This is a genomic window from Rhizobium mayense (assembly GCF_030272705.1).
Taxonomy (GTDB): Bacteria; Pseudomonadota; Alphaproteobacteria; order Rhizobiales; family Rhizobiaceae; genus Rhizobium; species Rhizobium mayense.
On the sequence record NZ_JARFYM010000003.1, the window covers coordinates 326,690 to 351,474 of the forward strand.

At 59.7% G+C, this 24,785-nt stretch carries 20 protein-coding genes; 9 read left to right on the top strand and 11 right to left on the bottom strand.

Annotation, left to right across the window (positions count from 1 at the left end; all coding sequences use genetic code 11):
• Window positions 1-76: 76 nt before the first annotated feature.
• The 5 genes from PY649_RS07130 to PY649_RS07150 all read left to right on the top strand — a co-directional run bounded on the left by PY649_RS07130 (window position 77) and on the right by PY649_RS07150 (window position 6,844).
• Window positions 77-391: an FAD assembly factor SdhE gene (locus PY649_RS07130; protein ID WP_285867517.1), complete on the top strand. Its 315-nt coding sequence runs from the start codon at window positions 77-79 to the stop codon at window positions 389-391.
• Window positions 388-3,885, top strand: a complete 3,498-nt coding sequence (gene mfd, locus PY649_RS07135; RefSeq protein ID WP_285867518.1) for a transcription-repair coupling factor — start codon at window positions 388-390, stop codon at window positions 3,883-3,885. Before PY649_RS07130 ends, mfd begins: the two co-directional genes overlap by 4 nt.
• A gap of 164 nt (window positions 3,886-4,049) precedes the next feature.
• Window positions 4,050-4,454, top strand: a complete 405-nt coding sequence (locus PY649_RS07140; protein ID WP_285867519.1) for a YciI family protein — start codon at window positions 4,050-4,052, stop codon at window positions 4,452-4,454.
• A complete protein-coding gene (locus PY649_RS07145) occupies window positions 4,451-5,713 on the top strand; it encodes an RNA polymerase sigma factor (protein ID WP_285867520.1) in 1,263 nt (420 codons plus the stop codon). The genes PY649_RS07140 and PY649_RS07145 overlap by 4 nt, the downstream gene beginning before the upstream one ends.
• Before the next feature lie 150 nt (window positions 5,714-5,863).
• A complete protein-coding gene (locus PY649_RS07150) occupies window positions 5,864-6,844 on the top strand; it encodes an SDR family oxidoreductase (protein WP_285867521.1) in 981 nt (326 codons plus the stop codon).
• A gap of 110 nt (window positions 6,845-6,954) precedes the next feature.
• On the opposite strand, the gene PY649_RS07155 is transcribed toward PY649_RS07150, so the two are convergent.
• Both PY649_RS07155 and PY649_RS07160 read right to left on the bottom strand, forming a co-directional pair.
• A complete protein-coding gene (locus PY649_RS07155) occupies window positions 6,955-7,626 on the bottom strand; it encodes a DsbA family oxidoreductase (RefSeq protein WP_285867522.1) in 672 nt (223 codons plus the stop codon).
• A 110-nt stretch (window positions 7,627-7,736) separates the two neighbouring features.
• Window positions 7,737-9,548: an extracellular solute-binding protein gene (locus PY649_RS07160; RefSeq protein WP_285867523.1), complete on the bottom strand. Its 1,812-nt coding sequence runs from the start codon at window positions 9,546-9,548 to the stop codon at window positions 7,737-7,739.
• 266 nt (window positions 9,549-9,814) lie between these two features.
• Here PY649_RS07160 and PY649_RS07165 point away from each other — a divergent pair, with 266 nt between their 5' ends.
• Entirely contained in the window at window positions 9,815-10,474 is a 660-nt protein-coding gene (locus tag PY649_RS07165) for an invasion associated locus B family protein (RefSeq protein WP_285867524.1), read from the top strand.
• Window positions 10,475-10,610: 136 nt separating this feature from the next.
• Here the strand turns inward: PY649_RS07165 and hspQ are convergent, their stop codons facing one another.
• The 3 genes from hspQ to PY649_RS07180 form a co-directional block, all read right to left on the bottom strand.
• A complete protein-coding gene (gene hspQ / locus PY649_RS07170; protein WP_285867525.1) occupies window positions 10,611-10,940 on the bottom strand; it encodes a heat shock protein HspQ in 330 nt (109 codons plus the stop codon).
• A 233-nt stretch (window positions 10,941-11,173) separates the two neighbouring features.
• On the bottom strand, window positions 11,174-12,583 hold the full coding sequence (glnA, locus tag PY649_RS07175; RefSeq protein WP_120704160.1) for a type I glutamate--ammonia ligase: 1,410 nt from the start codon (window positions 12,581-12,583) through the stop codon (window positions 11,174-11,176).
• A 62-nt stretch (window positions 12,584-12,645) separates the two neighbouring features.
• The gene (locus tag PY649_RS07180; protein WP_003539626.1) at window positions 12,646-12,984 is read right to left on the bottom strand and encodes a P-II family nitrogen regulator; all 339 of its coding nucleotides are present in this window, start codon (window positions 12,982-12,984) and stop codon (window positions 12,646-12,648) included.
• A gap of 349 nt (window positions 12,985-13,333) precedes the next feature.
• Here PY649_RS07180 and PY649_RS07185 point away from each other — a divergent pair, with 349 nt between their 5' ends.
• Window positions 13,334-14,809 carry an NAD(P)H-hydrate dehydratase gene (locus PY649_RS07185; protein ID WP_285867528.1) on the top strand — a complete coding sequence of 492 codons (1,476 nt, stop codon included), beginning with the start codon at window positions 13,334-13,336 and terminating at the stop codon, window positions 14,807-14,809.
• A gap of 6 nt (window positions 14,810-14,815) precedes the next feature.
• Here PY649_RS07185 and PY649_RS07190 read toward each other — a convergent pair whose 3' ends face one another.
• Together PY649_RS07190 and uvrA are read right to left on the bottom strand one after the other, a co-directional pair.
• On the bottom strand, window positions 14,816-15,622 hold the full coding sequence (locus PY649_RS07190; protein ID WP_285867529.1) for a DUF72 domain-containing protein: 807 nt from the start codon (window positions 15,620-15,622) through the stop codon (window positions 14,816-14,818).
• 29 nt (window positions 15,623-15,651) lie between these two features.
• Window positions 15,652-18,573, bottom strand: coding sequence for an excinuclease ABC subunit UvrA (gene uvrA, locus PY649_RS07195; RefSeq protein ID WP_285867530.1), 2,922 nt, complete (start codon window positions 18,571-18,573; stop codon window positions 15,652-15,654).
• 291 nt (window positions 18,574-18,864) lie between these two features.
• On the opposite strand from uvrA, the gene PY649_RS07200 reads away from it, so the two are divergent.
• Complete coding sequence (locus tag PY649_RS07200; protein ID WP_285867531.1) at window positions 18,865-19,422, top strand: single-stranded DNA-binding protein; 558 nt, start codon at window positions 18,865-18,867, stop codon at window positions 19,420-19,422.
• A 69-nt stretch (window positions 19,423-19,491) separates the two neighbouring features.
• On the opposite strand, the gene PY649_RS07205 is transcribed toward PY649_RS07200, so the two are convergent.
• Complete coding sequence (locus PY649_RS07205) at window positions 19,492-20,124, bottom strand: MarC family protein (RefSeq protein WP_285867532.1); 633 nt, start codon at window positions 20,122-20,124, stop codon at window positions 19,492-19,494.
• A 225-nt stretch (window positions 20,125-20,349) separates the two neighbouring features.
• Here PY649_RS07205 and gyrA point away from each other — a divergent pair, with 225 nt between their 5' ends.
• Window positions 20,350-23,151 (top strand): DNA gyrase subunit A, encoded by a 2,802-nt coding sequence (gene gyrA, locus PY649_RS07210; protein WP_285867533.1) that lies wholly within the window; start codon window positions 20,350-20,352, stop codon window positions 23,149-23,151.
• A 105-nt stretch (window positions 23,152-23,256) separates the two neighbouring features.
• Here the strand turns inward: gyrA and PY649_RS07215 are convergent, their stop codons facing one another.
• From PY649_RS07215 to PY649_RS07225, 3 genes are all read right to left on the bottom strand, one after another.
• Window positions 23,257-24,147 (bottom strand): NAD-dependent epimerase/dehydratase family protein, encoded by an 891-nt coding sequence (locus PY649_RS07215; RefSeq protein ID WP_285867534.1) that lies wholly within the window; start codon window positions 24,145-24,147, stop codon window positions 23,257-23,259.
• 221 nt (window positions 24,148-24,368) lie between these two features.
• The gene (locus PY649_RS07220; RefSeq protein WP_285867535.1) at window positions 24,369-24,503 is read right to left on the bottom strand and encodes a hypothetical protein; all 135 of its coding nucleotides are present in this window, start codon (window positions 24,501-24,503) and stop codon (window positions 24,369-24,371) included.
• A gap of 40 nt (window positions 24,504-24,543) precedes the next feature.
• Complete coding sequence (locus tag PY649_RS07225; RefSeq protein WP_162950149.1) at window positions 24,544-24,702, bottom strand: hypothetical protein; 159 nt, start codon at window positions 24,700-24,702, stop codon at window positions 24,544-24,546.
• Between the last annotated feature and the right edge of the window lie 83 nt (window positions 24,703-24,785).

A 24,785-nucleotide genomic window follows, 5' to 3' on the forward strand; every position in this document is an offset into this window, starting at 1 on the left:
TGCTTTTTTCCGAAAAACCGGTTCCCACCTTTCAAGCCTGGTTTTATAGAGACGCATCAACATAAAGGTTTTTTTGATGACTGGGCTGACCCTCAGCAGTGCTGACCTTGATCCTCGCCGCCGGCGCATCCTGTTTCGCTGCTGGCATCGCGGCATCCGCGAGATGGATCTTGTCTTCGGCCAGTTCGCCGACAATGAATTGCCGGGACTTACCGAGGCCGAACTCGATGAATTCGAGCGTATCATGGCCGAGGAGGACAACGATCTTCTCAGGTGGATCCTCGGTAGCCAGCCGACGCCGCCGCATCTGCAGACTCCGCTTTTTGAACGCTTGGCTTCCTATAAGCCCGATTTCGAAGAGATCGCCGAAAGGTTCGGACTAACCAAATGATTCCCGGTTTCGATGCGAAGAAGCTGATCGCGGCAAGCGAGCCGCTGACGGTTGGCCATGTGCCCGCCGGCCTGGAGCCTTTCCTGCTGGCTGAGTTGGCGAGGACGGGCCAACCGGTTGCCTATGTCATGTCCGAAGGCCAGCACATGGTTGACGTCGAACAGATGCTCGGCTTCATCGCGCCCGACATTCCGGTATTGACGCTGCCGGCCTGGGACTGCCTTCCCTATGACCGTGTTTCGCCGAGTTCCGATACGTCGGCCCGCCGTCTGGCGGCGCTCTCCGGCCTGATAGCCCACCATCGCAAGCCGCATGCGGCGATCGTCCTGGTAACGGTCAATGCCATGCTGCAGAAGGTGGCGCCGCAGGATGTGATCGAGAGCCTGACCTTCTCGGCCCGGCCTGGCAATCAGGTGCGCATGGACGACATCGCCAGCCGCCTGGAGCGCAATGGTTTCGATCGCGTCGCCACCGTGCGCGAAGTCGGCGAATATGCCGTGCGCGGCGGCATTCTCGATGTCTTCGTGCCCGGCACGGAAGAGCCCGTGCGTCTCGATTTCTTCGGCGATACGCTGGAAAGCATTCGCAGCTTCGATCCCGCCAGCCAGCGCACCACCGGCCAGATCCGCTCCCTCGACCTCAACCCGATGAGCGAGGTGACGCTGACGCCGGATACGATCAGCCGTTTTCGCAAGAACTATCTTTCCGCCTTCGGCGCGGCGACGCGTGATGATGCGCTCTATGTCGCCGTCTCGGAAGGCCGTCGCTATGCCGGTATGGAACACTGGCTGCCGCTGTTCTACGAAAAGCTGGAGACGGTTTTCGACTATCTCCGGGGCTTCCGGCTGGTCACCGACCATACGGTGCGCGAAGCTGCCGAGGAGCGCTCCAAACTCGTTTTCGACTACTACGATGCCCGTCTGAATTCCGGGCAGGCCAAGGGGCAGATGGCGCAGGGCACGCCCTACAAGCCGATAACGCCCGGCCAGCTCTATCTCGATGGCAGCACCTTCGCCAAGGCGCTTGACGCCTTCAATGCCATCCGTATCTCGCCCTTCAACGAGCATGAAGGCGAGGCCCGCCGCGTCGTCAGCGTCGATGCCCGCCAGGGGCCGCGCTGGGCCCGGTCATCGACCGATGGCGTTGACAACGAGCGTGTCAACGTCTTCGACGCTGTCGTCAAACATATCGCCGATCGCCGCGCTGCCGGCGGCAAGGTCTTGATATCCGCCTGGACGGAAGGCTCGCTCGATCGCCTGTTGCAGGTGCTGGCCGAACACGGGCTTGCCCGCGTCAAGACGATCGAGGCTTTCAAGGACCTCGACACCTTGGCAAAGGGCGAAGCGGCTGCAGCCGTGCTGAGCCTGGAGGCAGGTTTTGAGGCCGGCGATCTCATCATTATCGGCGAGCAGGACATTCTTGGCGACCGCATGGTGCGCCGCTCCAAGCGTCGCAAGCGCGCCGCCGATTTCATTTCCGAGGTGGCCGGTCTCGACGAAGGCTCTATCGTCGTTCACGCCGAACACGGCATAGGTCGTTTCGTTGGTCTTAAAACCATTGAAGCCGCCGGTGCGCCGCATGCCTGTCTCGAGCTGCGCTATGCCGATGACGCCAAGCTGTTCCTGCCGGTCGAAAACATCGATCTGCTGTCGCGCTATGGCGGCGAGGGTACTGAGGCGCAGCTCGACAAGCTCGGCGGCGGCGCCTGGCAGATGCGCAAGGCCAAGCTCAAGAAGCGTCTGCTGGATATGGCCGGTGCGCTGATCCGCGTTGCAGCCGAACGCCTGACGCGTCATGCGCCTGTCCTGACCTCGCCGGAAGGGCTCTATGACGAGTTCGCCGCTCGCTTCCCCTATGACGAGACCGAAGACCAGATGAACGCCATCGATGCGGTGCGCGACGATCTTGGCGCCGGCCGTCCGATGGATCGCCTCGTCTGCGGCGACGTTGGCTTCGGCAAGACGGAAGTGGCGCTGCGTGCCGCCTTCGTTGCCGCCATGAACGGTGTGCAGGTCGCCGTCGTCGTGCCGACGACGCTGCTTTCTCGCCAGCATTTCAAGACTTTCTCCGAGCGTTTCCGTGGCTTGCCGATTCGCATTCAGCAGGCATCGCGCCTTGTCGGCTCCAAGGACTTGGCGCTGACCAAGAAGGAAGTGGCGGACGGCAAGACCGATATCGTCGTCGGCACCCATGCGCTCCTCGGTAGCGGCATCAAATTCGCCAATCTCGGCCTGCTTGTCATCGACGAAGAACAGCATTTCGGCGTCAAGCACAAGGAGCGCTTGAAGGAGCTGAAGAGCGACGTGCATGTGCTGACGCTGTCGGCGACGCCGATCCCGCGCACGCTGCAGCTCGCCATGACCGGCGTGCGCGAGCTGTCGCTGATCACCACGCCGCCGGTCGACCGTATGGCGGTGCGCACCTTCATCTCGCCTTTCGATTCGCTCGTCATCCGCGAAACGCTGATGCGCGAGCATTATCGCGGCGGCCAAAGCTTCTACGTCTGCCCGCGTCTCGCCGATCTTGCCGATATCCACGCCTTCCTGCAGTCCGATGTGCCGGAGCTGAAAGTGGCCGTCGCCCATGGCCAGATGCCGGCCGGCGAGCTGGAAGACATCATGAACGCCTTCTATGAGGGCCGCTACGACGTGCTGCTCTCGACAACCATCGTCGAATCCGGCCTCGACGTGCCGACGGCCAATACGCTGATTGTCCATCGCGCCGACATGTTCGGCCTGGCGCAGCTCTATCAGCTCCGTGGCCGCGTTGGTCGCTCGAAGGTCCGCGCTTTCGCCCTGTTCACCCTGCCGGTCAACAAGGTGCTGACGACGACCGCCGAGCGCCGCCTGAAGGTGCTGCAGTCGCTCGATACGCTCGGCGCCGGCTTCCAGCTTGCAAGCCACGATCTCGATATTCGAGGCGCCGGCAATCTGCTGGGCGAAGAACAGTCCGGCCATATCAAGGAAGTTGGCTTCGAGCTTTACCAGCAGATGCTGGAAGAGGCGGTTGCCGAGGTCAAGGGCGTCGACGAGATTCAGGATACCGGCTGGTCGCCGCAGATTTCCGTCGGCACCCCGGTCATGATCCCCGACGACTACGTGCCGGACCTGCATCTGCGAATGGCCCTCTATCGCCGTCTCGGCGAGATCACCGAGATCAAGGAGATCGACAGCTTCGGCGCCGAAATGATCGACCGATTCGGCCCGATGCCCACCGAAGTGCAGCATCTCCTCAAGATCGTCTACATCAAGTCGCTCTGCCGCATCGCTAATGTCGAGAAGCTGGATGCCGGCCCGAAGGGCGTGGTGGTACAATTCCGCAACAAGGAATTCCCGAACCCGGCCAATCTCGTCGGCTATATCGCTAAGCAAGGCACGATGGCCAAGATCCGCCCCGATCAAAGCGTGTTCCTGACCCGCGATCTTCCGACACCGGAAAAGCGGCTGCAGGGAGCGGCTGTGGTCATGACGCAGTTGGCGGAATTGGCGAAGTAGGAATACGCGGTATCATGTGGCTGGTGTCACTGCAGACAGTTCGTGGCGGCCCTTCGCACTTCTATCTTGAATGAGCGAATTGAATTTTTTCCGCGCTTCTGTCGATTCTGAGGTTCCTCATTCGTCGTGTGGGTCGGATCAACCCCAACCAAGGAGAAAGACCAATGCGCTTTATGATGCTTATGATCCCCGGCGGATACGCATCCGCAGCACCCGATGCCATGCCGAGCGCCGACGCGGTGAAGGCGATGATGAAATACAATGAGGAGCTGAAGAAGGCCGGCGTGCTGTTGGCGCTGGACGGCCTGCATCCGCCAGCTTCAGGAGCCAGAGTTAGCTTCAAGGGTGGCAAGCCGACCGTGGTCGACGGTCCTTTCGCCGAGGTCAAGGAAGTGCTGGGCGGCTATTGGATGATCGACGTGCGCTCGCGCGACGAGGCGATCGAATGGGCACGCCGCTGCCCGGCTTCGGAAAATGACGTGATCGAGATTCGTCAAGTCCATGAGATAAGCGAATTTCCCGAGGACGTCCAAAAAGCGGCTGAAGGCTTCAGTGAGCTGAAGGGGTGAGCGCCACCGGCGCCATTGAAGCGGTCTGGCGGATTGAGCAGCCGAAGCTCGCCGCCAGGCTGACGCGCATGCTCCGCGATGTAGGCTTGGCCGAAGAGATCACGCAAGATGCCTTCGTATTGGCCCTGGAACGCTGGCCTCGCGATGGCATCCCGCATAACCCGGCGGCCTGGCTGACCCAAGTCGCCAAGAACCGGGCACTCGACCGGCTGCGTCGCACCACGCTGATTGACGGCAAGCACCGCGAACTGAAGATTGACCTGAGCGAACTGGAACGCCAGACACCCGATATTGAGGCCACTCTCGATGAGGATATCGACGACGACCTGCTGCGGCTGATTTTCAGCGCCTGCCATCCGGTGCTGCCAGCCGAGCAACGCGCCGCCCTCGCTTTGCGCCTGCTCGGCAGTCTATCGACATCCGAGATCGCTCGCGCCTTCCTAATGCCTGAAGCCACTATCGCCCAGCGCATCGTGCGCGCCAAACGGACTTTGCGTGATGCCGCCATTTCGTTCGAGACTCCGCGCGGTGACGAGCGGCGGGAACGCCTCGGCGCCGTTCTGGAAGTGGTCTATCTGATCTTTAATGAGGGTTATGTGGCAACGGACGGGCCGAACTGGCTGCGCACCGATCTCTGCGACGAGGCTTTGCGCCTGGGGCGCTCGCTGACAGCGTTGATGCCGGAGGAGCCCGAGGTGCGGGGACTGATGGCGCTGATGGAGTTGCACGCCTCGCGCTTTGCCGCCCGCACCGATAAGGCAGGCAACCCGATCCTGCTGCTCGATCAGGATCGCAGCCGATGGAACTGGTTGCTGATACGAAGCGGTCTCGACAGCTTGAGCCGTGCGATGGCCCTCGAGCCGACGCCCGGCCCTTACCTGTTGCAGGCAATGATCGCGGCCGGCCATGCCCGCGCGGTGACTGCTGCCGACACCGATTGGATTGCCATCGCCGCCTATTACCAGGCGCTGTCTTTCGCGGCGCCTTCGCCGGTCGTCGAGGTCAACCGGGCGGTAGCTGTTGGTATGGCGTTTGGGCCCGTCCGGGGCCTCGCTATCGCCGACGCGTTGAGGGACGAGCCGCGCTTGAATGGGTCCCATCTGCTCGCCACGGTGCGCGGCGATCTATTAGAGAAGTTGGGACGAACTGAGGAAGCTCGCGCCGAGTTCCTCCGTGCCGCCGAATTGACAGGCAACGACAGAGAGCGAGCTTTGTTGCTCGGTCGCGCCCACGCCGCCAGCCTCCAGCGTGGTCCTTGAACACATCCGGACGAGTCCCTCAGACGACCGGTCATACCCATGTTCACGATGTAGTCATGAGCACGCGAGATTTTGCGGGAGACCCTCAAGTTCTTTCGCGTTATGAAGAGTGATCACAGATATTTCCCTCCAGACACTGAGGTCCCACATATGGCCCTGAAAGTCCTTTTCGTTGGCGGCACAGGCCAAATCTCATATCCATGTGTCGAGCGCGCCGTCTCCCAGGGCCATCGTGTCAGTGTCTACAACCGCGGTCTGAGAGGCGATCCGTTGCCGGCGGGGGTGACCTCGATCGTCGGTGAGCTTGGAGCGGCGACCTATGCGGATCTCGCCAAGGCCAATTATGACGTCGTATGCCAGTTCATCGCCTTCACCCCTGATCAGGTCGCGCGTGACATCGAGGTGTTTGCTGGCCACTGCGGCCAATACATATTCATCTCCTCGGCCTCGGTCTATGAAAAGCCGGCGCGCCATTATGTGATTACCGAACAGACACCGGCGATTAACCCTTACTGGCCCTATAGCCAGGCCAAGATTGCCTGCGAGGAGTTGCTTAGGAAGTCCAGGAACCTGGCCTGGACAATCGTACGCCCGAGCCACACCGTTCGCACCGGCCTACCCATTATGATGGGCGACAGCGACGTTATGGCGAGGCGCATGCTGGACGGCGAGCCCACCATCGTGGCGGGCGACGGCCGCACGCCCTGGACACTGACCCGATCTGCTGACTTCGCGGTACCTTTCGTCGGGCTTTTCGGCAAGCAGGCGGCGCTTAGCGAGATTTTCCACATCACCTCCGATCGCGCGCACATCTGGGACGATATTCAGAAGACCATCGCCAGGATGCTGGGCGTGGAGGCCAAGATCGTCCACGTACCGACCGACACCCTGATCAAATACAATCCGGACTGGGTTGGTCCTCTAGTAGGCGACAAGGCCTGGACTGCGATCTTCGACAATTCGAAGGTAAAGAGCGCGGCGGGCGACTTTGCGTGCGCCGAGAGCCTGGATGAAATCCTGGCGGAGCCGATCATGCACCTCAAACAGCGTTTGGCCAAAAGCCGTCCGCCAAGGGGCGAACTCGATGCTTTGGTCGATAGGATCTGCGCCGCGCAGAGCGCTCTCGGCTAAGCAGGTGACCTGGGGATCGGCGTCGGCACTGAGCGACGCCGATCGGTCTCAGAGTCCGTCAAGAAATGATCTGTGATATTGGCTGCACAGCGGCGGGAATAAGCCGGCGCTCAGTTCATCCCAGCCCGCGCCTCGGCCTTCATCTTGGCGATATCCCGCAGTGCCCCGGCCAATACATCCGGCGTCTGCGCGCCGCTGACGGCATATTGCTGGTCGAAGATGAAGAAAGGAACGCCGGTGACGCCGATCTTCTGGGCGGCGTCGATTTCGCCGATGATGAGATCGCGGTCGGCATTTGAGGAGAGTAGGGTGGCGATGACGGAGCGGTCGAGTCCGGCCTTTTCGGCGATATCCAGCAGCACGGTATGGTCGCCGACATTCCGGCCTTCCTCGAAATTGGCCTTGAACAGGGCGGTGACAACCTTCTCCTGCTTCTCGCGGTCCTCAGTCCCCGCCCACTGGATGAGGCGATGGGCGTCGAGCGTGTTCGGGCCGATCTTGATGGCGTCGAAATCGAAGTTTATGCCCACTTCGCGGCCGAGATCGGTCAGCATCTTGTGTCCCTGCGCCACGCGCTCCGCGCCGCCAAGCTTCTGCTCAAGTGCTTTCTTCTGGTCGACGCCTTCAGGCGGATAGTCGGCGTTGAGGCGATAGGGCCGCCAGTTGATGTCGACGCCCACTTCGTCCTGTACTTCGGCGACCGCCAGCTCCAGCCGGGCCTTACCGAGATAGCACCACGGACAAACGACGTCCGAGACGATATCGATCGTGATGCGTTCCATGGCTCAATCCTTCCGCATTATTGGCTTTCAAGGTCCCATCTAGGCCGTTGGGCTGGCAGCTTCAACCGGTTACCGAAAAGGAACCGGTAACATTTGACGGCGGAGGCGCCTCATTGCACCGATACGTCCCACCAGACGGGCAACTGGTAGCCATAGAGCGGAAGGACATCGGGATGGGCGACACGGCTGCGCCGCGCCACCCATTGCTGGTCGATATGGTAGAGGGGCACGAGGTAATAGCCCGAAATCAGAATGCGATCGAAGGAGCGGACGGCGTCGCGGAAATCCTCGGCTGAGTGGGCCGTCAGGAAATGCGACATCAGCGTATCGACATCCGGGTCGGCGACGCCTGCGAAATTGAAGCTGCCTTCCGTCTTTGCTGCGGTCGAGCTCCAGCGCCCGAGCTGTTCGGTCCCCGGCGATAGCGACGAAGGATAGGACTTGATGATCATGTCATAGTCGTAGCTGATCGTCCGGCGCTGATATTGCGAATCATCGACCGTGCGAATCGTCACCGCAATGCCAAGCAGCGCAAGTGACCGGCGAAAGGCGATGGCGATTCGCTCCTGGTCGGGACTCTGCGTCATGATCTCGAAGGTCAGCTGCCGCCCAGCGCTGTCGACCATCTTTTCGCCCTTGATCGTGTAGCCGCCTTCCTTGAGCAGATCGACAGCCTTGCGCAAGATGGCACGGTCGCGGCCGGAACCATCGCTGACTGGCAGCTTGTAGGTGCCGTCAAGCACATCGCGATCGATACGATCCTTGAGCGGGCCGAGCATCGCGAGCTCATGCGCGTCCGCGGGGACGCCGAACGACGACAGGTCGGAGTTCTGCCAGTAACTCTCCGTGCGCGTATAGGCATCCGACGAGAGGTTCCGGTTCAGCCATTCGAAATCGAAGGCCATCGCCAGACCTTGCCGTACCTTCTTGTCGGCGAAGATCGGCCGGCGCGTATTGAACACGAAACCGAGCATGCCGCTCGGCAATTTCGGCGTGAAGACGTCCTTGATGACGGCGCCGGAGGTCACGGCCGGGAAATCATAGGCCTGTTGCCAATGACCCGGGCTGGCATCCGAATAGATATCGATATCGCCTTTCTTGAAGGCTTCGAACAATGTGGTGTCCTGTAGGAAATAGTTGACGGCGATCTCGTCGTAATTGTCGACGCCGACCTTCGACGGAATATCCTTGCCCCAATAGTCAGGATTGCGCTCGAAAACGATTCGTTGGCCGGGATCGATGCTCTTGACTCTATAGGGGCCGGAACCGATCGGGATGCTGAGCGTGGTCCGATCGAAATTGTCGGGGTCGATCGCGTGTTTCGGCAGGATCGGCAGCGACGAGGCGATGATCAGCGGTGTTTCGCGATTCGCTTTGTCGTTGAAGCGGATCAGGACGCTGTGGTCTCCGACTTTTTCGATTTTGTCGACCGCGTCGAGCCAGGACGAAAACGGTACGCGACCCTTGTCGTGCAGCAATTGGAAGGTGAAAATGACATCATCTGACGTTACCGGCTGTCCGTCCGACCATTTGGCGTTCGGATTGAGGTTGAACTGGATATAGCTGCGGCTCTCGTCCCATTCGACCGTCTGCGCCAGCAATCCGTATAGCGTGAAGGGCTCGTCACGCGAGCGCTGCATCAGCGGTTCGTAGACCAGATTGCCGTATTCCGGATCCCACATGCCACGAGCGGTCGTGCGCATGCTTTTCAGAATGAAGGGATTGAGATTGTCGAAGGTGCCGACGACGCCATAGCTGATATGGCCGCCCTTTTTGACGTTGGGATTGACGTAGGGAAAATGCGCAAAATCTGCCGGCAATGCAGGATCTCCATGCATTGCGATACCATAGAGCGGCTGGGCGGCCGCTGCGCTGCAGAATGCTGAGAAGAACAGGAAAATAGCGATCTGGAGCGCTCGCATGGCATCCTTTCCGGTAGGGTGCATGATTCTGGGGGAACTTATCACGACAGTGCCGAATCCAACACGCGACTGGGGTAATTCTTAGGTCTCGACAGAAAAGACCAAAGAAAAGCTGGATATCCTCGCCTGTGCGATGTAACAGGGGTGCCGGGTTTCTCGGGTCATGCATTTGCCTTAATCTTTCGACAGGTGGACGGCGGTTTGACCCGATTGGCATGGGGCGGCAGGCTGTCGTCCCGCATCGGATTTCAGGAGGCGCTTTCGCTATGATGTTCAAGACTGACAACAAAATGCGGGCAGGACTCTCTGCTCTGGCTCTTATGATCGGTGCAGCGCTTCCGGCTGCTGCTTTCGCTCAGGATGCCTCAGATGCAGCTCCCGCCGACGGTGGCGCCAACGCTAACCAACCGCGCCTCGGCTGGTACAAGACCTGCACCAAGCAGGACGACGCCGATATCTGCATCGTTCAGAACCTGATCATGGCCAATAACGGCCAGTTGGTGACCGCAGTCGGCCTCATCTCCATCGACGGCAAGGTCAACCGCAAGATCCTGCAGATTTCCGTTCCGACCGCACGTCTGATCGCTCCGGGCATCACCATGCAGGTCGACGGCGGCAAGGGCCAGAAGATCGATTACGCCGTCTGCCTGCCGGACAAGTGCACTGCTGAAGTGCCGCTGACCGACGCGATGATCGCGTCCTTGAAGAAGGGCACCGACGTCACCTTCACCTCGATCAACTTCCGTCGCGCTCCGAACCCGATCAAGATCTCGCTCGATGGTTTCGGCGCCGCCTACGATGGCGCAGCGATTTCCGATTCGAAGCTGGCCGAGAGCCAGAAGAGCCTGCAGGACAGCATGCAGAAGAAGGCTGAAGAAGCCCGCAAGAAGCTGGAAGACGCTCAGAAGGCCGCCAAGCAGCAGTAAGCTGCGACGCTTTCGAGATTTCATGAAAAAGCCCGGCCTTGCGCCGGGCTTTTTCATTGTTGCCTTATCTCCAGAAACACGAAAGGGAAGACGTTGGGAGCGTCTTCCCTCCGAAAAACCTACATGAAATTTGCGCCTAGTGGGCGAAGCTCATCTTGGGCTTGAACTCGCCTGTGGGGGCCTTGTCGAAGATCTGAGCGATCTGCGGGTTGCGAAGCGGGACGCCGCTCTCGTCGCTGATCAGATTCTGCTCGGACACGTATGCGACGTATTCAGTCTCGTCGTTTTCGGCGAGAAGGTGATAGAACGGCTGGTCCTTGCTGGGCCGCACTTCCACCGGGATGGAATTCCACCATTCTTCGGTATTGGCGAATTCCGGGTCGACGTCGAAGATGACACCACGGAAGGGAAACATCCGGTGCCGCACTACGTCGCCGATATTGAATTTTGCAGTTCGTTGTTTCATGGCGACTTCCTTTCAAGCAATCATGTGGTGGGTTTCACCACCGATATCAAGGATTTTGCCCCGATTCCTTCATCTAACCGTCACATTCGATCAACGCCGCGCGCCCTGTTTTGTTCGATTCCGCGACACACGAATTGTGACGTCCAGCAAGGCAGCCGTGACCGAAAATGCGGCTGCCTCACGCTTGCCAGTAAGCAAAAGCCCCGGCGAAACCGGGGCTTTCACCTCGGTTCTTATGCCGAGTAGTACATATCGTATTCGACCGGATGCGGGGTCATTTCGAAGCGCATGACTTCCTGCATCTTCAGCTCGATGAAAGCATCGATCTGGTCGTCGTCAAAGACGCCGCCGGCGGTCAGGAACTTGCGATCCTTGTCCAGGCTTTCGAGCGCTTCGCGCAGCGAGCCGCAAACCGTCGGGATTTTCTTCAGCTCCTTCGGCGGCAGGTCGTACAGGTCCTTGTCCATGGCCTTGCCCGGATGGATCTTGTTCTTGATGCCGTCGAGGCCGGCCATCAGCATGGCGGCGAAGGCGAGATAGGGGTTGGCGACCGGGTCCGGGAAGCGAACTTCGACGCGCTTTGCCTTCGGGTTAGAGCCGAACGGTATGCGGCAGGAGGCGGAGCGGTTGCGAGCCGAGTAGGCGAGCAGGACCGGAGCTTCATAGCCCGGGACGAGACGCTTGTAGGAGTTCGTCGACGGGTTGGTGAAGGCGTTGATCGCCTTGGCATGCTTGATGATGCCGCCGATGTAGTAGAGGCAGCTCTCGGAGAGGCCGGCATATTCGTCGCCCGCGAAGGTCGGCTTGCCACCCTTCCAGATCGACTGATGAACGTGCATGCCCGAACCGTTGTCGCCGAAAATCGGCTTCGGCATGAAGGTTGCCGTCTTGCCGTAGGCATTGGCGACCTGATGAACGACGTACTTGTAGATCTGCATCTTGTCGGCGTTGCGCACCAGCGTATCGAACTTGATGCCGAGTTCGTGCTGAGCGGCGGCCACCTCGTGGTGATGTTTTTCGACGACAACGCCCATTTCGGCGAGAACCGTCAGCATTTCCGAACGCATGTCCTGGGCGCTGTCGACCGGCGGAACCGGGAAGTAGCCGCCCTTGATGCGCGGACGGTGGCCGAGGTTGCCGGTTTCATAGTCAGTGTCGTCGTTGGACGGCAATTCGCTGGAGTCGAGCTTGAAGCCGGTGTTGTAGGGATCGGCCTTGTACTTGACGTCGTCGAAGACGAAGAATTCAGCTTCCGGACCGAAGAAGGCGGTGTCGCCGATGCCGGATGCCTTGAGATAGGCTTCTGCCTTCTTGGCGGTACCGCGCGGGTCGCGGTTGTAGGCTTCGCCGGAGACCGGGTCGAGGATGTCACAGAGGATGACCATGGTGGACTGCGCGAAGAACGGATCCATGTGAACCGTATCGGTGTCGGGCATAAGCACCATGTCGGATTCGTTGATGGCCTTCCAACCCGCAATCGAGGAGCCGTCGAACATGACGCCATCTGCGAACATGTCTTCGTCGACGCAGACGATATCCATCGTGACATGCTGCAGCTTGCCCTTGGGATCGGTGAACCGCAGGTCAACGAACTTGACGTCGTTATCCTTGATTTGTTTGAGAATTTCACTTGCGGTCGTCATTAAAATTTCTTCCCTTGACTTAGATGACGATTACGGGCCGTGGCCGGAAAAGGCCGGGCCGATTAAATGGCGTCTATACCTGTTTCCCCAGTGCGGATTCGGATAACCTCTTCCACATTGGAGACGAAAATCTTTCCGTCGCCGATACGGCCCGTCTGCGCGGCCTTGCGGATAGCGTCGATCACCGCTTCCGCATTTTCGTCGGCCAATACGACTTCGACCTTAACCTTGGGCAGGAAGTCAACGACGTATTCCGCGCCACGGTAGAGCTCCGTGTGGCCCTTCTGACGACCGAAGCCCTTCGCTTCGGTGACAGTGATGCCCTGCAGGCCGACTTCCTGAAGGGCTTCCTTCACTTCGTCGAGCTTGAAAGGCTTAATGATCGCTTCGATCTTTTTCATGAGAAAATGTCTCTCCGCTTCTCCCGTTACAGCAGGACTACTCCCGCTTGGCCAACGTGATGCACGTATCATGCCAGTTCACAGAGGCCTGCCGTAAAAAATCTCAGCGAATTGGCGCTGAGAACTCGGATTGATGAGGATTTTTCGAGAAAATGGAAGCGATTTCGCACGGAGATGGCTGAGATAAGCGAAATTTTGGGAAAAAAGTGCTGTATTCCTCACAGTCATGGCTCTACAGGATTTTAAATCTTTGTGGGCTATTGTTGTGCAGATGCATAAAATTTAGTCAAAATCTGCCACGGAATTATGGTTGTTTTTCAGGCAGGTTTCGCATTCAATAATGTCCGTCATGATGCCACCACTCGCTGATCTGCTTCTTTCGCCCGATGATATGGCTGCCGTCGATCGAGCTGCGGCGGCGTCAACTATCGATTCCTATGGTCTTATGGAAAAGGCAGGCCAGGCGGTGGCTGCGAGCGCCCTTCGGCATTTCCCTGAAGCCTTGCGATACGTCGTCCTCTGCGGTCCCGGCAACAATGGCGGCGATGGTTATGTCGCGGCACGTGCCCTCCAGCAAAGCGGAGCGGAGGTCGAGCTCTTTCATCTCGGCGATCCCAAAAAGCTGAAAGGCGATGCAGCCCGCGCCTTTGCGGATTGTCCCGTGGTTGGCGAAACAATGGTGCGCTATTTGCCGCGCCGTGGGGATATTGTCATCGACGCGATTTTCGGCGCGGGCCTTTCTCGTTCCGTCCCCGATGAGGTTGCAACGATTGTCGCGGAGATTGCCGGGGCCCGTCTTCCCGTCATCGCTGTCGACTTGCCCTCCGGCCTTGACGGCCGCAGTGGCCAGATACTCGGTGCCGCTTTCCGCGCTGTACGCACGGTCACGTTCATGACCCGAAAGCCCGGTCATCTGCTGATGCCGGGACGGGACCTTTGCGGTGTGTTGGAGGTTTTCGATATTGGTATTCCCGCGCGCATTGTCCGCGCGCAGGCGAACGGCATGATCGCGGAAAACACGCCGGCGCAATGGCAGGCGGACCTGCCTGCTGCTGACACGGACACCCACAAATACAAACGTGGCCATCTGGTGGTGTTTTCCGGTGGCGCGACCGCGACGGGCGCGGCGCGCATGTCGGCGATGGCGGGACTGAAGGCGGGGGCAGGGCTCGTCACCATTGCCTCGTCGGAGCAGGCGCTGGCCGTCAATGCCGGGCTGCTGACGGCGATCATGTTGCATGCGGTCGATGACGAAACCGCCCTGCGCGCCTGGCTCGCCGATCAGCGGCTCTCGACTTTCGTCCTTGGCCCCGGCTTTGGCGCCGGCGAGAAGGCTCGCAAATTTGTGCTGGCCCTCAGCGAACGCCATCTGGTCCTTGACGCTGACGGCATCACGTCTTTTCGCGATGATCCGCAAGGCTTGTTCGATGCTTTCGCGGATGGTCCCACACGCCTTGTGTTGACACCGCATGAGGGCGAGTTCGCCCGTCTTTTCCCCGATATCGCTGCGGACAATACGTTGAGTAAGGTCGAGAAGGCGAGGGCGGCGGCAGCGAGGGCTCATGCCGCCATTATTTATAAGGGCGCCGATAGCGTCATTGCCGCACCCGATGGTCGGGCGCTGATCAACGCCAATGCCCCGTCATGGCTTGCCACCGCCGGCTCAGGCGACGTGCTCGCCGGCATCGTCGGTGCACTTCTGGCGCAGGGGACCCCCGCATTCGAAGCCGCGGCAGCCGGTGTCTGGCTGCATGGCTTAGCCGGGCAGCGGGCGGGAAAAGGGCTGACGGCTGAAGACCTCGTCGCCCACGTCACACCCTTCTGAGGACCGCTATTTCGCCACTTCTTCCTGCAGCGCGATCGCGCCATGCGGCGCATTGACCTTGCCCTCATGGATCATGAAGGCAAAGACGTCACGCGGCTCGGCCTTGACCTTGCGATTCCCATCGATCAACGGCAGATCATCGGGTATCCCGCCCTCGGCCCAGGTTTCCAACCGCTTCGCCCAGGCTTTCAATTCCTTCGGCGGATAGCAGGTCTTGATATCGTCGGAGCCCTTCTGCAGGCGGGCATAGACGAAATTGGCGGTCACATCGGCAATCATTGGATATTCGAAATGTTCGGCGCAAACCGGCGCGACATTGTACCTGGCGAGCAGAGCGATGAATTCCGGCACCTTGAAGGAGTCATGCCTGACCTCGACGACGTGCTTGAGCGCCAAGCCATCCTGTTTATCCGGCAGCAATTTCAGGAACGCCTCGAAATCCTCCGGGTCGAATTTCTTGGTCGGCGCGAATTGCCAAAGCAGCGGCCCGAGATGAGCGCCCAATTCGCTGATGCCGGAGTCGAGAAAGCGCTGCATCGACTCGCCGGCTTCGGAGAGCACGCGCCTGTTGGTGACGAAACGCGTCGCCTTGAGCGAGAAGATGAAACCATCTGGCACATCCGCAGCCCATTTGGCGAAAACCTCCGGCTTCTGGGTGCTGTAATAGGTGCCGTTGACTTCGATCACCTTCAGCTTGCGGCTCGCGAAATTGAGTTCGTCCTTCTGCTTCAACGTGTCGGGATAGAATGTCCCGCGCCAAGGCTCAAAGGTCCAGCCGCCGATACCGGTTCGGATCGTGCCTGCAGTGGTCATTCTCTCCTCCATTGATTGGCCAGGCTAGATCACTCCGCCGCCGCCACCTTTTTCATCGGCCGCCGCTCCAGCAATTCCTTCAAAAACTGACCGGTATAGGAGCGCTTCTCCTTGACGATCGTCTCCGGCGTGCCCACAGCGACGATCTCGCCGCCACCGTCGCCACCTTCGGGACCGAAGTCGAGAATCCAGTCGGCCGTCTTGATGACCTCGAGATTATGCTCGATGACGACAACCGAATTGCCCTGGTTGACCAGTTCGTGCAGCATTTCCAGGAGTTTAGCGACGTCGTGGAAGTGCAGGCCGGTGGTTGGTTCATCAAGAATATAAAGCGTGCGACCGGTCGATCGTTTCGACAGTTCCTTGGCTAGCTTGACGCGCTGCGCTTCGCCACCCGAAAGTGTATTGGCCTGCTGGCCGACCTTGATATAGCCAAGGCCGACATCCTTCAGGGACTGCAGCTTGTCGCGCACGGCCGGAACGGCCGCGAAGAAATCGACGCCCTCTTCGACGGTCATGTCGAGTACATCGGCGATCGACTTGGTCTTGAAGGTGACGTCCAGAGTTTCTCTGTTGTAACGCTTGCCGTGACAGACGTCACAAGTGACGTAAACGTCAGGCAGGAAGTGCATCTCGATCTTGATGACGCCATCGCCCTGGCAGGCTTCGCAGCGACCACCCTTGACGTTGAAGGAGAAGCGGCCCGGTTGATAGCCGCGCGCCTTGGCTTCTGGCAGGCCGGCGAACCAATCGCGGATCGGCGTAAAGGCGCCGGTATAAGTTGCCGGGTTCGATCGCGGTGTGCGGCCGATCGGCGACTGGTCGATGTCGATCACCTTGTCGATGTGTTCGAAGCCGTCGATGCGATCATGATCGGCCGGGATTTCGCGTGCGCCCATGACGCGGCGGGCGGCAGATTTGTAAAGCGTCTCGATCAGGAACGTGGACTTGCCGCCGCCGGAAACGCCGGTGACCGCGGTGAAGACGCCGAGCGGGATCGAGGCCGTGACGTTCTTGAGGTTGTTGCCTCTCGCGCCGATGACCTTGATCTCCTTGCCCTTCTTGACCTTGCGGCGCTCATCGGGAACGGGAACGCCGAGTTCGCCGGAGAGATATTTGCCGGTCAGCGACTTCGGATTGGCCATGATGTCCTGCGGCGTGCCATGCGCCACCACCTGGCCGCCATGCACACCGGCGGCAGGACCGATATCGACGACATCATCCGCCGTCAGGATCGCATCCTCGTCATGTTCGACGACGATCACCGTATTGCCGATGTCGCGCAGATGTTTCAGCGTTTCCAAGAGACGGGCATTGTCGCGTTGATGCAGACCAATTGACGGTTCGTCGAGAACATAGAGCACGCCCGTCAGTCCCGAGCCGATCTGCGAGGCCAGGCGAATGCGCTGGCTTTCGCCGCCTGACAGCGTACCGGAATTGCGCGACAGGCTCAGATATTCGAGGCCGACATCGTTGAGGAAACGCAGGCGGTCGCGGATCTCCTTGAGGATACGCACGGCGATCTCGTTCTGCTTGTCGGTGAACGTCTCCGGCAGAGCTTCGAACCAATCGCGGGCAACGCGGATCGACATTTCCGCAGCCTGGCTGATGTGCAGCTTGTTGATCTTTACCGCCAGCGCTTCCGGCTTGAGGCGATAGCCGTTGCAGGCCGGGCAGGGGGCGGCCGACATGAAGCGCTCGATTTCCTCGCGCGCCCAGGCGGAATCCGTTTCCTTCCAGCGGCGTTCGAGGTTCGGTACGATGCCTTCGAAATTCTTGTGCGTCGTATAGGATCGGGCGCCATCGGCGTAATGAAACTCGATCTTGTCCTCGGTGCCGTTGAGGATGACGTCTTTCGCCGTGTCGGACAGCTCGCTCCAGCGGCTGCCGAGCTTGAAGCCGTAATGCTTGCCGAGCGCTTCCAGCGTCTGATTGTAATAGGGCGATGTCGACTTGGCCCAGGGCGCGATGGCACCGTCGCGCAGCGTCCGCTCCGGCTCCGGCACAATCAGTGCAGGGTCGATCTTTTGCAGCGAACCCAGCCCGTCGCAGGAAGGGCAGGCGCCGAAGGGATTGTTGAACGAAAACAGCCGCGGCTCGATTTCTGGAATGGTGAAGCCGGAAACCGGGCAGGCGAACTTTTCCGAAAACAGCACGCGTTCATGCGTCTCGTTCAACGATTTGTTGGCCGAGCCGCCGGCCGAGGTTTCTTCCGGCGGCAACGGCTTGTCGGCGAATTCGGCGATCGCAAGGCCGTCGGCGAGATGCAACGAGGTTTCGAAGCTGTCCGCCAGGCGCGCCGACACGTCGGGTCTGACGACGATACGGTCGACCACGACGTCGATATCGTGCTTGTACTTCTTGTCGAGCGCCGGGACATCGGCGATCTCATAAAACTGCCCGTCGACCTTGACGCGCTGGAAGCCCTTTTTCATGAGCTCCGCCAGTTCCTTCTTGTACTCGCCCTTCCGGCCGCGCACGAGCGGCGCCAGGATATAGAGCCTGGTGCCTTCGTCGAAGGCAAGCACGCGGTCGACCATCTGGCTGACCGTCTGGCTCTCGATCGGCAGGCCCGTCGCCGGTGAATAAGGCACGCCGACGCGGGCAAAGAGCAGGCGCATATAATCGTAGATTTCGGTGACGGTGCCGACCGTCGAGCGCGGGTTGCGCGACGTGGTCTTCTGCTCGATCGAAATCGCCGGCGACAGGCCGTCGATCTGATCGACATCCGGCTTCTGCATCATCTCCAGGAACTGCCGTGCATAGGCCGACAGGCTCTCGACATAACGGCGCTGTCCCTCGGCATAGATCGTATCGAAGGCGAGCGAGGATTTGCCGGAGCCGGACAGGCCGGTCATGACGATCAGCTTGTTGCGCGGCAGATCGAGATCGATGCCCTTGAGATTATGCTCGCGCGCGCCACGTATGGATATAGTCTTCAGTTCGCTCATCGTCGTCTGCTGGTCCCTTGGTGTCTGCCCTTATTTAGTGATGCCCGCCCGTGAGTCGAGGCTGAAATCAAAGGGAACGCCAGGTTTTCGATTCGGTTGACAGGATCATAGAGGTGAATTAGAACAAAGAAAGAACAAATTTGCCTTTGGGTCAAGGCTGCATGCCATATAATGTCTGTGGATGACTGCGGCAGATGGTGCCGCTTTAAATAGCGCCTGATAGCGGCAATGGTCTAAGGTGCGTGGATAGAGTTTCAGAGCCGTCGATGGGCGGCAAGCAGGGTAGGTATCATGGCCGGTAGTGTGAACAAGGTAATTCTGGTTGGCAATCTCGGGGCGGACCCGGAAATCCGCCGCACGCAGGACGGCCGTCCGATCGCCAACCTCAACATTGCCACGTCGGAAACCTGGCGCGACCGCAATTCCGGCGAGCGCCGGGAAAAGACGGAGTGGCACCGCGTGGTGATCTTCAACGAAGGTCTCTGCAAGGTTGCCGAGCAGTATCTGAAGAAGGGCGCCAAGGTTTATATCGAAGGCGCGCTCCAGACGCGCAAATGGCAGGATCAGAACGGCCAGGATCGCTATTCGACCGAGGTGGTGCTGCAGGGCTTCAATTCGACGCTGACCATGCTGGATGGCCGTGGTGAAGGCGGCGGCGCCGTCGAAGGCGGTCGCGGCGGACGCGGCGGCGACTTTGGCGGTGGTTACGGCGGCGACTTTGGCGGTGACGACTATGGTCAGCCTTCGTCGCAATCCTCTGGCCGCAGTGCCGGCGGTAGCCGTGGCGGCGCCGCGAGCAGCGGCGGCGGCAATTTCTCGCGTGACCTGGACGATGATATCCCGTTCTGATCGCGCGGCTTTGATCGGTAGATCGTAACGAATGGAGTTGAACGGCCCGCCTTTCCCGGCGGGCCTTCTTTATGCGAGTTTGAGGGCGGCCCGCGCACCGTCCACGACGAATTGGGCGGCGAGTGCGGCGAGGATGACGCCGAGCAGGCGCGTCAGGATGGCGCGGCCGGTTGATCCCAGCATGCGATCGAGCCTGTCCGATATCGCCAAAGCGGCGAAGACCAGTCCGAGGTTGACGGCAATGACGAGGATCAACTGGGCTCGATCAAACATGGTTTGCAACGAACCGGCCAGCAGGATGGTTGCAGAAATGGCGCCTGGTCCCGCGATCAGCGGCAGAGCCAAGGGAAAGACCGCGATATTCTGGATGTGATCCTTGGTGATTGCGACTTCCGTCGTCTTTTCCTTCCTGTCCTGCCGCCTCTCGAACACCATCTCGAAGGCGATCCAGAAGAGCAGCAAGCCGCCGGCGATACGGAAGGCGCCGATGGAAATGCCGAGAACGCCGAGAACGCCGGCGCCGAACAAGGCAAAGCCCGCTAGAATGAAGAATGCGATCAGTGAGCCGCGCAATGCCACCTGGTGGCGTTGAGCCCGGTTCATGCCGGTTGTGAGGCCGATGAAGAGCGGAGCAAGACCTGGTGGATCGACCGTGACGAGCAGCGTTGTGAAGGCATTGATCAGCGTGTCCGCGCTCGCCATATGATCCCCGGCACTTGTTTCTATTTGTTGTTTGCCCATTGATATGCGAGGAATGATGGTTCGCAAAGCACAATGCGGCGCGACTAAGACCTTCTGCCACGGAAATGTTCGATTTAGCGGGTTAAGAGGGCAAAAGCCTGTTCAAAAGCACCGGTCAAAATTGGCGCTGACTGGGCCTTTCGGCTATAAATTCCGCAGTGATTCTAAAAGAGATCGTGATCTGTTTTGACTGAGCAAACACCACCCGGCGGCGGGAAGCTCCCGCCAGGCATCGAGCCGATTTCCATCATGGAGGAAATGCAGCGGTCGTATCTCGATTACGCCATGAGCGTGATCGTCAGCCGCGCGCTTCCCGATGTTCGCGATGGTCTCAAGCCCGTCCATCGGCGCATTCTGTATGGCATGTCGGAACTCGGGATCGACTGGAACAAGAAATACGTGAAATGCGCCCGCGTCACCGGTGACGTGATGGGTAAATACCACCCGCACGGCAACCTGGCGATTTATGACGCGCTCGCCCGCATGGCGCAGCCCTGGTCGCTTCGCCTGCCGCTGATCGACGGTCAGGGCAATTTCGGCTCCGTGGACGGTGATCCGCCGGCGGCCGAACGTTATACGGAATGCCGCCTGCAGAAGGTGGCGCATTCGCTGCTCGACGATCTCGACAAGGAAACCGTCGATTTCCGCGAGAACTATGACGGCACATTGAGCGAACCCGTCGTTGTGCCGGCAAAGTTCCCGAACCTGCTGGTCAACGGTTCCGGCGGCATTGCCGTCGGCATGGCGACCAATATTCCGCCGCATAACCTGTCTGAGGTGATCGATGGCTGCATCGCGCTGATTGACAATCCGGCAATCGAACTGCCGGAGATCATGCAGATCATCCCGGGTCCGGATTTTCCGACCGGCGCCAAGATTCTCGGCCGTGCCGGCATCCGCTCGGCCTATGAGACCGGACGCGGCTCCATCGTCATGCGCGGCGTCGCGACGATCGAACCGATGCGCGGCGACCGCGAGCAGATTATCATCACCGAGATTCCCTATCAGGTGAACAAGGCGTCGATGATCGAGAAGATGGCCGAGCTCGTGCGCGAAAAGCGCGTCGAAGGCATCTCCGACCTGCGCGACGAATCCGACCGCCAGGGTTACCGCGTGGTGATCGAGCTGAAGCGCGACGCCAATGCTGAAGTCATCCTCAATCAGCTTTATCGCTACACGCCGCTGCAGACCTCTTTCGGCGCCAACGTAGTCGCGCTGAACGGCGGCAAGCCTGAGCAGCTGACCCTTCTCGACATGTTGAGGGCCTTCGTGTCCTTCCGCGAGGACGTGGTCAGCCGCCGCACCAAATATCTGCTGCGCAAGGCGCGCGAACGCGCCCACGTCTTGGTCGGTCTGGCGATCGCGGTCGCCAATATCGATGAAGTGATCCGCGTCATCCGTCAGGCGCCCGACCCGCAGTCGGCGCGCGAAGAGCTGATGACGCGCCGCTGGCCGGCGGAAGATGTCGAATCCCTTATCCGGCTAATCGATGATCCGCGCCATCGCATCAACGAAGACGGCACCTACAATCTTTCGGAAGAACAGGCGCGCGCCATTCTCGAGCTGCGTCTTGCCCGTTTGACGGCACTTGGCCGCGACGAAATCGGCGACGAACTCAATAAGATCGGCGCCGAGATCAAGGACTATCTCGATATCCTCTCGTCCCGTGTTCGCATTCAATCCATTGTAAAAGAAGAACTTATCGCCGTTCGCGATGAGTTCGGCACGCCGCGCCGCACCGAGATCGTCGATGGCGGCCTGGAGATGGACGACGAGGATTTGATCGCCCGCGAGGATATGGTCGTCACCGTTTCGCATCTCGGCTACATCAAGCGCGTGCCTCTCACGACCTATCGCGCTCAGCGCCGCGGCGGCAAGGGCCGCTCAGGAATGACGACGCGCGACGAGGATTTCGTTACCCGGCTATTTGTTCTCAACACGCATACGCCGGTATTGTTCTTCTCGTCGCATGGCATCGTCTACAAGGAGAAGGTCTGGCGCCTGCCGATCGGCACTCCGCAGTCACGCGGCAAGGCTCTGATCAACATGTTGCCCCTGGAGCCCGGCGAGCGCATCACCACGATCATGCCTTTGCCCGAGGACGAGGACACCTGGGACAATCTCGACGTCATGTTCTCGACGACGCGCGGCACCGTGCGCCGCAACAAGCTCTCGGACTTCGTTCAGGTCAACCGCAATGGCAAGATCGCCATGAAGCTGGAAGAGGAGGGCGACGAAATCCTCTCCGTCGAGACCTGCACTGAACACGACGACGTGCTTCTGACAACGGCGCTCGGTCAGTGCATCCGTTTCCCGGTTTCGGACGTGCGCGTTTTTGCCGGCCGCAATTCCATCGGTGTTCGCGGCATCACGCTGGCCTCGGGCGACAGCATCATCTCGATGACCATCGTCAACCACGTCGATGCCGAGCCCTGGGAACGCGCCGCCTATCTCAAGCGCGCCGCCAGCGACCGTCGCTCGACCACGGGCGAGGACGAGGAAATTGCGCTGGTGGGCGAGGAAGTCACCGAGGAGGGACAGCTTAGCGATGAGCGCTATGAGGAACTGAAGGCGCTGGAGCAATTCGTGCTGACGGTCTCTGAAAAGGGCTTCGGCAAGCGCTCGTCTTCCTACGATTTCCGCATCTCCGGTCGCGGCGGCAAGGGCATCCGCGCCACCGATACGTCGAAGACCAGCGAGATCGGCGAACTTGTCGCCGCCTTCCCGGTCGATGATGGCGATCAGCTCATGCTGGTGTCGGATGGCGGGCAATTGATCCGCGTACCGGTCGGCGGCATCCGCATTGCCAGCCGCGCCACCAAGGGCGTTACCATCTTCTCGACCGCTAAGGATGAAAAGGTCGTTTCGGTCGAGCGCATCAGCGAGCCGGAGGGCGAGGATGACGCGGTCGACAATGGCACCGAGGACGACGTTCCGAACGGCGACGCCGAAGTCTCGAATGGTGACGAAGGCGGAACCGAAGAATAAGGTTCGCGCTTAACATGTGAAAAAATTTGGACCGGGCGGCTTAGGCGGCCCGGTTTTTTGTTGATGTCACAGCGTTTCGATGTGCGCCACTGCATAAAAGCCTGGCTATTCCGGTTGTTTATTGCCTTGGGAAAAGGGAGGAAGAACTTCCAGGCTTCCTCGCTCCAGTTGTGCGAAAACCTCATCGTAGCCGAAGCGGAAGTGCCATCCGAGGACGGTGCCTGCTGATTTCGACGCGTGGACGCGATCGATGCTTTGGGGCAAAGGCCACTCTCTTTGCGCGAATTTAGCTGCAAGTCCCGGCGTGCGCAATCTGATGACGGAGGCTGCATCTACCGCGAGCGCCTCGCAATCTTCCGGTTTGAATAGCGTACCGGCAGACACGATATGCCGCTGAAAATGATCGCCGCCGTTCGTCAGCGCTGCGACATGTGCATCCGCGACGTCTCGGATATCGACGCCACGATGCAGCCGGTAAGCAGCCATCACATTTGCGGGTTCCGGAAAGCTGCGAGACATGCGCAAAACGCGCACCTGCAGATCCGGGCCGGCCATATCCTCGACTATCCGCTCGGCTTCCAGTTTCGTGCGATGATAGATGCTTCTTGGTTGTGGTACGGTGTCTTCGTCGATCCAAGCGCATTGGCCCGGAAGAACCGCGTAGCCATAAAGCGCTGTCGTGCTGGTAAACACCAGACGCTTCACGCCCATTGCCAAGGCCGCCTCAACCAGTAGACGAGTTCCTTCGACATTGACCCGAAAAAACTCGTCATCGGGGACCGTTCCGACATGTGGCGCGTGCAGAGCCGCACAATGGACGATCGCGCCCGCGCCCGTCAGCACTTGGCGCAGCGGCACCGCATCCGTAAAATCGCCGATGACATGCGTTGTCGAAAATGGCGATCGATCGATCCCCACGACCGCGTGGTTTGCCGCCAAGGCGTTGAAGATCGCGCGGCCAAGCCGGCCGGAGCTGCCTGTAACAACAGTGCGCATGTCGATCCCTCAGTGAAGCTGGATAGCCATAGCACGATTGAAGCGATTGCGACGCTTCTCATCGCGAAACCAGCACTCACCGTAACGGCGACGGAGCGTGAGGTGAGGGGCGCGGGGCAAAGGCACACAAAAAACCGGACGCTGGGGGAGCGTCCGGTTCGAAATAACCCGAGCGATTGGAGGGCCGCACTCGGGATGGGGATATCGGAAAACCTTATAGTTCAGAGCACTTTATGGTGTTTGTTCAGCTTCTTGCTCTCCTCGCTTTCGCGGTAGAGCGCTGAGATGGTGGACGCGACGGACACAATGAACATGATGCTGATGAAGAGGGTAAGCACCGTTAATATCGTGAACATGATCGCTCCCTTCCTCTCGTGGAACTAGCGTTCAGGCCCCTTAGTACTGGCTTGTGGTAACGAACGGACGAGCCGAAGCAAAGGGACCGTAGATCTTCGACTGGTCAGGCTTTTGATCGTAAAGAGCGATTGTCGCTGCAAGCATCCCCGAAATCATGGTCATCCAAACAACGTTAATAAGGGTGATCTTGTCGGGCATACTCAGTTTCCTTCTTACCGCTATGTGCAAATCTATGGTTTCGGCTTTTAACGCGGCGGCTCGTGAATGGTTCCGCCGATATG

What these genes read in the sequence shown, in the direction of transcription:
- PY649_RS07130 (WP_285867517.1), top strand. Translation starts at nt 77, where the DNA reads ATGACTGGGCTGACCCTCAGCAGTGCTGACCTTGATCCTCGCCGCCGG.
- mfd (WP_285867518.1), top strand. Translation starts at nt 388, where the DNA reads ATGATTCCCGGTTTCGATGCGAAGAAGCTGATCGCGGCAAGCGAGCCG.
- PY649_RS07140 (WP_285867519.1), top strand. Translation starts at nt 4,050, where the DNA reads ATGCGCTTTATGATGCTTATGATCCCCGGCGGATACGCATCCGCAGCA.
- PY649_RS07150 (WP_285867521.1), top strand. Translation starts at nt 5,864, where the DNA reads ATGGCCCTGAAAGTCCTTTTCGTTGGCGGCACAGGCCAAATCTCATAT.
- PY649_RS07155 (WP_285867522.1), bottom strand. Translation starts at nt 7,626, where the DNA reads ATGGAACGCATCACGATCGATATCGTCTCGGACGTCGTTTGTCCGTGG.
- PY649_RS07160 (WP_285867523.1), bottom strand. Translation starts at nt 9,548, where the DNA reads ATGCGAGCGCTCCAGATCGCTATTTTCCTGTTCTTCTCAGCATTCTGC.
- PY649_RS07165 (WP_285867524.1), top strand. Translation starts at nt 9,815, where the DNA reads ATGATGTTCAAGACTGACAACAAAATGCGGGCAGGACTCTCTGCTCTG.
- hspQ (WP_285867525.1), bottom strand. Translation starts at nt 10,940, where the DNA reads ATGAAACAACGAACTGCAAAATTCAATATCGGCGACGTAGTGCGGCAC.
- glnA (WP_120704160.1), bottom strand. Translation starts at nt 12,583, where the DNA reads ATGACGACCGCAAGTGAAATTCTCAAACAAATCAAGGATAACGACGTC.
- PY649_RS07180 (WP_003539626.1), bottom strand. Translation starts at nt 12,984, where the DNA reads ATGAAAAAGATCGAAGCGATCATTAAGCCTTTCAAGCTCGACGAAGTG.
- PY649_RS07185 (WP_285867528.1), top strand. Translation starts at nt 13,334, where the DNA reads ATGATGCCACCACTCGCTGATCTGCTTCTTTCGCCCGATGATATGGCT.
- PY649_RS07190 (WP_285867529.1), bottom strand. Translation starts at nt 15,622, where the DNA reads ATGACCACTGCAGGCACGATCCGAACCGGTATCGGCGGCTGGACCTTT.
- uvrA (WP_285867530.1), bottom strand. Translation starts at nt 18,573, where the DNA reads ATGAGCGAACTGAAGACTATATCCATACGTGGCGCGCGCGAGCATAAT.
- PY649_RS07200 (WP_285867531.1), top strand. Translation starts at nt 18,865, where the DNA reads ATGGCCGGTAGTGTGAACAAGGTAATTCTGGTTGGCAATCTCGGGGCG.
- PY649_RS07205 (WP_285867532.1), bottom strand. Translation starts at nt 20,124, where the DNA reads ATGGCGAGCGCGGACACGCTGATCAATGCCTTCACAACGCTGCTCGTC.
- PY649_RS07215 (WP_285867534.1), bottom strand. Translation starts at nt 24,147, where the DNA reads ATGCGCACTGTTGTTACAGGCAGCTCCGGCCGGCTTGGCCGCGCGATC.
- PY649_RS07220 (WP_285867535.1), bottom strand. Translation starts at nt 24,503, where the DNA reads ATGTTCACGATATTAACGGTGCTTACCCTCTTCATCAGCATCATGTTC.
- PY649_RS07225 (WP_162950149.1), bottom strand. Translation starts at nt 24,702, where the DNA reads ATGCCCGACAAGATCACCCTTATTAACGTTGTTTGGATGACCATGATT.